Origin of the sequence: Desulfovibrio sp., from assembly GCF_047607245.1 — a bacterium.
Taxonomy (GTDB): Bacteria; Desulfobacterota; Desulfovibrionia; order Desulfovibrionales; family Desulfovibrionaceae; genus Desulfovibrio.
On sequence record NZ_JASGDK010000163.1, the window covers coordinates 1 to 7,073 of the forward strand.

Below are 7,073 nucleotides of genomic sequence, written 5' to 3' on the forward strand. Positions count from 1 at the left end.
AGCCAAGAAGAGCCAGAGCAAAGAGCAGCAGCTCGCCAACGACCAGAAGCAGGGTACGGTATTCGTAAGCCATATCCTTGAGGCTCAGGGGCGTGGCTACTGCAGAAATATTTTCGGAAATGATCTGCCCTTTGCTTTTTTCGTCAACATCCATGAGCTGCTTGTTGAGCAGGGTAAGCAGTATGGGCGGCATTGTCGCGTTGACGGCCAGGCGGGTATCTTCAAAGCCGTTATACCCCTGCAGCGGCAGGATGTCTCTGAAGCGTGGCTTGGTCAGAAGGTAGTCCACCTCAAGCGTATTTTGCAGCAGCAGGTCAGCCTGATCTTCGGCGACCGCTTTCAGGCATTCTTCCGTATTATTGAAGAAACACAGCCGCATGTCTGGATAGAACATTTCAAGGTAGTTGCGGCCATCATACCAGTTTGCAGGCATGGCAACCGACAGGGACGTCTTGGGAGTAATTTCAAAAAAATTTTTGCCGTACAGGCTTAATCCACTGCGCAGCAGGGGAGAAGAGAGCCTGTAGACAGGACTGGTCTTGTTGCCCGGTGTGAACATGACCCCGGCGCACAGATCAATCTTGTCGCGTACAAAATACTCATCAAGATTTGTATCCGGCTCATTCATGGGCACAAAGGTGAAGCGCAGGCCGCTGGTTCGTCCCATAAGGCGCAGAATGTCGGGCAATATACCTCTGGCTTCGCCTGTTTCTGGCTCAAACCAGGACATGGGTTTGCGGTCCGGAACGTAGCCCACGCGCAAGGCGGGGCTTTCAGTGACAAAATCGCGCTCAGCCTTGGTCAGCGGGGTCTGGTAGCTGCGCCACATATGGGCGCGGGCCAGCCTGTTTTCAAGATCAGGCTGTTCGAGCTTCAGCTGGGCCATGGCCTGTTCCAGCTCTTCCATCAGAGCTGGGTTGGAATTGGTGGTTATAAAGAAGAAAGGCAGGGGATCATACTTGGCAAGAATGGTTTCGTCGTCCTTGAGGGCGGTCACCGTGGTCAGTATGGCGTCCAGCTTGCCTTCGGTCATAGCTTGCCGCAGCGCTGTGAGGTCGCTGAAAGGTAGAAGCGGTGGCGGTGTGAAGCCGCTATGCTTGGCGTAGTTCGCAAAGCCCTTTTGCCAGGGGCTTTCGACAGTTCTGCCTATGCGCAGTTTTTCAAAATTCTTGAAATCTTCATAGATAAAAGGTGTGCCCTTGGGGGCGATGAGGGCCGTGTAGGTGGTGCCGTAAGCATAAGGGCTGTACAGAAAACGCTTGGCGCGTTCAGGAGAGAACAGGGCGCCGCCCAGAAGATCTATGTGTTCTTTGTTCAGAGCTTCAAGCGCGGCATGCCAGTTGTCAAAGTGAACGTACTCCACCCGCCAGCCGGCGTACCTGCTGACGTGCTCCAGATAATCCACACTGTAGCCGACAGCCTGGCCGTTTTCCATGCGGTGAAAGCCCGCTAGAGGAAAGACCCCCACCCATACAGTACGGGAAGCAGCATAGGACGGCAAAGGCGACGCCGCCTGCACCAGGCAAAGAACCGCCCAGGCAAGAAGCGCCAGGACGCGTATGTTCCTGTGCATGTGCCCTTGTCCCCCATTGAAGCCTTGCGCCAGTAGTCGATCCGGCATCGTTGGCTGGCCGCTGACACGCTATACGCTATGCCCGTTACCGGCAAAGACCTGTCACCACGCGCCAACCGCAAATGCCGGGCGCATACATTGCAGCGCCAGTTTCGGCTTTCGAACAGTTACCGTCTTAACCGCCACCCCGCAGCCGTAACGCATAAATACGTGCGGCCAGAGCCTCGACCACACGCGCAGGAGTCAAACCGTATTGCAGGGCGTCCTGTGCTTCGGCGAGCCATTGGCAGACCAGAGCCAGACCTTGTGGCCGCAGGGTCGCCAGAGCTGCGTCGAGCGGTGAGGATACGTTATCAGGTATCGGTTTTGATATTATACGGTTTATGGCTTTCTGGCAACCGAGCATGAGGCGTGCGGCCCCTGTGGCGTCCAGAGCTCCCTTGGCTGCAAGAGCATCAAGAAGCCCCTGGCCGCTCAACAAAAAATGCGCCAGTTTTTCTTCCCAGGGGCGCATGTCGTCGTCCACGCTGTGGCTGTCGGGCCAGGGCAGGGTGAGGCAGAACGAACGGGAAACCAGGGTAGGCAGAAGCTGCTCGCGTTGGGGGGCAAGCAGAACAAATACTGTGGTGGCGGAAGGTTCTTCAAGCGCCTTGAGTAAGGCATTGGCGGCTTCGTCACGGGTAAGGCTCAGTCCAGAGAGAACAACCACCCTGCGGCCAGGGCCGTGTGGCGCATCGCGCAGGCGGCTTTTAAGCTCCCGCACGCGCTCCATATTGAAGGCGCGCACGGGGCCGGGATTTTCTTCGTCTTCGCGGTTGCTGATGCGCCCGTCATAGGCCGCAAGGTCCAGATGCTCGCCCGCAGCCGTTTGCAGGCAGGCAGGGCACGCAAGGCAGGGGGAACCCGTGCCGGAGGCCTGCGGGCAATTGATGCGCGCAGCCCAGTAAAGGGCCATGTCGCGCCGCTGGTGCTCGCTGCCGCCTTCAAGCAGCAATACCTGAGGCGGAGCCGCCCCAAGGCGGTTCAGAATTTCCTTGAGGCGGTCAAAGGCCGTACCGGCAATAGCCTGTAGCAGTGGCGCGTTCATAGGCGCACGGCAGGTGCGCCTTAGCGCACGATGGTCTGCTTGCGCTCGGCGCCCACGGAAACCAGGCTCACCTTCACGCCCACAAGCTCTTCAATGCGGGCAATGTAGGAGCGTACGGTTTCGGGCAGGTCGTCAAAGCGGGTGCACCCGGTGATGTCTTCTTCAAAGCCGGGCAGATCTTCATAAACCGGGGTGACTTTTTCCAGAGCGCCTTCTTCCTGCGGCATATAGTCGAGCTTGCGGCCTTCATGCTCATAGGCCACGCAAATGCGCAGGCCGGGAAGGTTCTGCAGGACGTCCAGCTTGGTCAGGGCAATATCTGTCATGCCGCACAGGCGCACGCTTTCACGCAGCACCACGGCGTCCAGCCAGCCGCAGCGGCGGGGGCGGCCCGTGGTTGCGCCGAATTCGTGGCCCTGAGTGCGCAGGTAGCTGCCCGTATCGTCAAGCTGCTCTGTGGGGAAGGGGCCGGAGCCCACGCGGGTGGTGTAGGCCTTGACGATGCCTACCACGCGGTCGAGGCTTGAAGGGCCAACGCCGCAACCGGCGGAGGCATTGCCCGCGACGGTATTGGAAGAAGTCACAAAGGGGTAGGTGCCGTGGTCGATATCCAGGTGAATGCCCTGAGCGCCTTCAAAAAGAATGTCGCCGCCTTCCGCCTGTATTTCCTGAAGCCTGTCTTCCACTTCAGTCAGATAGGGCACAAGGCGCGGAGCCAGCGCCAGCAGTTCTTCGCATACGGCGGCTTCGTCCAGCGGATCAAATTTGTACAGGTCGCGCAGCAGGGTGTTTTTTTCCTGCAGGGCGTGCGCCACTTTGGCGCGCAGCAGGGCAGGATTGGCCAGATCGCCAGCCCGCAGGCCTACGCGCGCGGCCTTGTCTTCATAACAGGGGCCGATGCCGCGTCCGGTGGTGCCGATCTTTTGGGCGGCGCGCTTGGCTTCGCGGGCTTTGTCCAGGCTCTTGTGGTAGGCCATGATGAGGTGGGCCTTTTTGCTGATGCCAAGCCTGGCGGGAGAAACGTCAATGCCCTTGGCAGCCAGATGGTCCACTTCTTCAAGGAACACAAAGGGGTCGAGCACTACGCCATTGCCGATGAGGCATATTTTGCCATCATGCAAAATGCCGGAGGGAATGAGGTGCAGAATGGTTTCTTCGCCCTGAACCTTGATGGTGTGCCCGGCATTGTTGCCGCCTTGAAAACGGACAATGGCCCGGCTCTGGGCGCTCAGCATGTCAACGATTTTGCCCTTGCCTTCGTCGCCCCACTGTGCGCCGATGATGACCGTATTAGCCATGATATTACCTGCCTGAAACGCCGCGGCCGGGGCGGCGTGCTGTCATGAAGGAAGCGTTGTGCGCCTTTGGACGCAACAAATGAACGCTTTGTCAACGTGCCAAAAACGGGACGCAAAGCCTTTCATGGTACCTATCTCGTATGCAAATACAAGTCAAATGTTCATAATGGGTTGGAATCTGGCTCCTGGCGGCCTTTGCGCAGGGGCATGCCCATGCGCCAAAGGTTGTTGGCGGCAAGGGCAGGGCGTAGCCGGAGTTTGTGTAGATATTGCCTGAGACCCGATTGCTTGAAATGTTTTATATTTCAAGGGGGAGACGCGCTAAAGCCGTATTTTTCAACAGGCCGCCCGTGGCATGACAGCGGACGGTTCGGTTTCCGCCTAGTCATTAACCGTGCTCAGCGCTGAAATTTCCTACTTGCCGTCATTTTCGCCATTTTCGCTGTTTTGCTTGAGGGGGCGGAACTCCAGAACCCTGCAGCGTTGTGCGGGCGCAGGTTCCTGCGGCGTTTCAAGGGCAAAGTCGGGAGCGAGGTTGGGCAATTGCGGATCAAGTCCTTCCTGTCCCTGGCTCTGACGCGACCAGTGAAAGTTGAAGAGCTGGTTTTTCCAGCGCTTGGCCTGGATGAGAGAAAAGATGAGGGTTGCCTCTTCCCATCTTTTGGTGGGTTCAAAGCGGCTGGTTGTGGTGGCGTACTTGCTCCACAGCGACATAAGCGACGCTTCGTCAATAGTATCCAGTTGCTGTGCCAGCCGGGCGAGCAGTTTTTCCATATATCCTCCGCTGATGCGGGCCAATGGCAGCAAACTGCGGCCCGCGTTGTGTGCCCCGTGGGGGACAAGGCAATGTAGGGCCTGGCTCGAATTTCGTCAACGCGTGCGAGCAGCCGCCGGGCGGCTGCCTTGGGTCTGGTGGCGCGGGGCATTCTGTGCTATGCAGAGCCCTCACCTGACCAGCGAACATCTGGAGGCACGCATGTCGGATCTCAAGGCCATGTACAGCACTGTCCGTAAGGACGCTTTTCCCGAAACTATGACCATTATTCTTGGTGATGAAAAACTCGTCTTTCAAAAGCGCGTCTGGACGCTGGATGGCGAGGAAAAAGGCCTGCGCTACGGGGAGAACCCCGATCAGCCCGCAGCCCTTTATGCCCTGAAAGAAGGTTCCATCACCTGTGGCGGCCTCCAGTGGCGTGGCCCCGGACACGGCATTGTTTCTGCTATGACCGAAGAGCAGATGATCCAGGCGGGCAAACACCCCGGCAAAACCAATCTGACTGATGTCGATAACGGGGCCAATATTCTTCAGTACCTCGCTGACCGTCCTGCGGCCATTATTTTGAAGCACAACAATCCTTGCGGCGCGGCCTGGAGCAAGGACGGCGTGGCCGCTGCCCTTGACAAGGCGTTCTGGTGCGACCGCATCGCCGCTTTTGGCGGGGCTGTGGTGGTCAACCGTCCTTTCACCCGTGAAGCCGCAGAAATTGTGGCTGCCAACTACTTTGAAGTGGTGGCTGCCCCGGCTTTTGAAGAGGGCGCGGTTGAGATCCTCAAGGGCCGTAAAAATTTGCGCATTATGGAACTGCCCGGTCTTGGCCGGCTGGAAGAACTGACCTCTTCGGCGTTTCTTGATATCAAAAGTCTGGCCGACGGCGGCATTGTGGTGCAAAAATCTTTTGTGAACCGCATACTTTCCGGCAAGGATTTTCTGCCAGCCACAGCCACCACCAAGGAAGGCCTTTCCGTGGCGGCGCGTGCGCCCAGCCCGGCGGAACTGGATGACCTGCGCTTTGCCTGGGCCGTGGAGGCCGGGGTTACTTCCAATTCGGTCATTTTTGTTCGCGACGGTGCAACCCTTGCCATCGGCACAGGCGAGCAGGACCGCGTGGGCTGCGTGGAGCTTGCCATCCACAAGGCGCATACCAAATATGCTGACACGCTGGCTTTCCGCGAACTGGGCATGACCTTGTACGAGCTCAAGCTCAAGGCTGCGCAGGATGCAGATATGGCGGAAAAGCTGGCCGACATCGAGCGGCGTACTGAAGAGACCCACGGCGGTCTCGTTGGTTCGGCCCTGGTGTCTGACGGCTTTTTCCCCTTCCGTGACGGCGTGGACGTGGCTTTGGCGCAGGGCGTTACTGCCATTGCGCAGCCCGGTGGTTCCATGCGCGATGCGGAAGTGATCATGGCCTGCAATGAAGCCAGCCCGCAGGTGGCAATGGTGTATACGGGGCAGCGTTCGTTCAAGCATTAAGGAAACGCTGATTTATTCCGTTTGGCGGCGTTGCTTCCCTTTTTTTGAAACAGTCGAGGACGGAAGAGTCCACTCCTGCTTCAAAAAAAGATCGCGCCTTGCCGAACGAAATAACTGCTCGTTTCCAGGAGGCTCTTTAATCAGTGCTTCCCCAAGCAATACTCAGACAGAACGGCCCTTGAGGATGCGCGCCTGCGTGTGCGCATCCTCAAGGGATAAAGACAGTTTTCTGCCTGGCGGTATGCGTGCCAGCAATACAGAGCGTCCTTGCTGCACCGCGAGCCGCCCTGCGTGAGCGAACGGTTTGGCTGCGATCTGTTTTTCGGCAGTGCCAGAGTCCCTTTATCTTGAAACCGCCTGACAGCAATTTTTCATCCACCCGGTCTGCAACCTTACTGCCCCAATCTGGCCCGATCACCACGCGGAGCGCCATGAGCCAAGTAACCACGCCCCATACTGCCGTCCTGCCGACGTTTTTGCCCCGGCTTTGCGTGACAGCCCTTTCGGGCGGCGGCGGCAAAACTCTGCTTTCTTTGGGCTTGTGCCGCGCCTTTGCCTTGCGTGGCGTCACGGTGCAACCCTTCAAGAAAGGGCCGGACTATATTGACGCGGCATGGCTGCGTCTGGCCGCTGGCTTGCCCGCCGCCAATCTTGATCCCTATTTTCTTGAAGCGCCGCGCCTGCGCGCGCTTTTTGTACACACCATGCGGGTTGCTGCTGCCAGACAGGTCAATGGCTGCGGATGCGGGGGCCTTTCTGCGCCGCAGTCTGGGCGCTTGCTTGGGCTGCTGGAGGGCAACCGGGGATTTTTCGACGGCATGGACGCACAGGGCTCGTGCTCCACAGCCGAATTGTCGCGAG

At 58.3% G+C, this 7,073-nt stretch carries 5 protein-coding genes and 1 pseudogene; 2 read left to right on the forward strand and 4 right to left on the reverse strand.

What is annotated here, in order from left to right; translation table 11 throughout:
* The 4 genes from QM579_RS12265 to QM579_RS12280 all read right to left on the reverse strand — a co-directional run.
* On the reverse strand, positions 1-1,621 hold a 1,621-nt coding region (locus QM579_RS12265), incomplete at its 3' end, for a transporter substrate-binding domain-containing protein (protein ID WP_414999423.1).
* A 127-nt stretch (positions 1,622-1,748) separates the two neighbouring features.
* Positions 1,749-2,660, reverse strand: a complete 912-nt coding sequence (locus QM579_RS12270; RefSeq protein WP_414999424.1) for a DNA polymerase III subunit delta' — start codon at positions 2,658-2,660, stop codon at positions 1,749-1,751.
* A 20-nt stretch (positions 2,661-2,680) separates the two neighbouring features.
* A complete protein-coding gene (locus QM579_RS12275) occupies positions 2,681-3,958 on the reverse strand; it encodes an adenylosuccinate synthase (protein WP_414999425.1) in 1,278 nt (425 codons plus the stop codon).
* 414 nt (positions 3,959-4,372) lie between these two features.
* On the reverse strand, positions 4,373-4,732 hold the full coding sequence (locus QM579_RS12280) for a hypothetical protein (protein ID WP_414999426.1): 360 nt from the start codon (positions 4,730-4,732) through the stop codon (positions 4,373-4,375).
* A 202-nt stretch (positions 4,733-4,934) separates the two neighbouring features.
* On the opposite strand from QM579_RS12280, the gene QM579_RS12285 reads away from it, so the two are divergent.
* Together QM579_RS12285 and QM579_RS12290 are read left to right on the forward strand one after the other, a co-directional pair.
* Positions 4,935-6,212: an IMP cyclohydrolase gene (locus QM579_RS12285; RefSeq protein ID WP_414999427.1), complete on the forward strand. Its 1,278-nt coding sequence runs from the start codon at positions 4,935-4,937 to the stop codon at positions 6,210-6,212.
* A 431-nt stretch (positions 6,213-6,643) separates the two neighbouring features.
* Positions 6,644-7,073, forward strand: a pseudogene (locus QM579_RS12290) (cobyrinic acid a,c-diamide synthase); the annotation flags it as partial.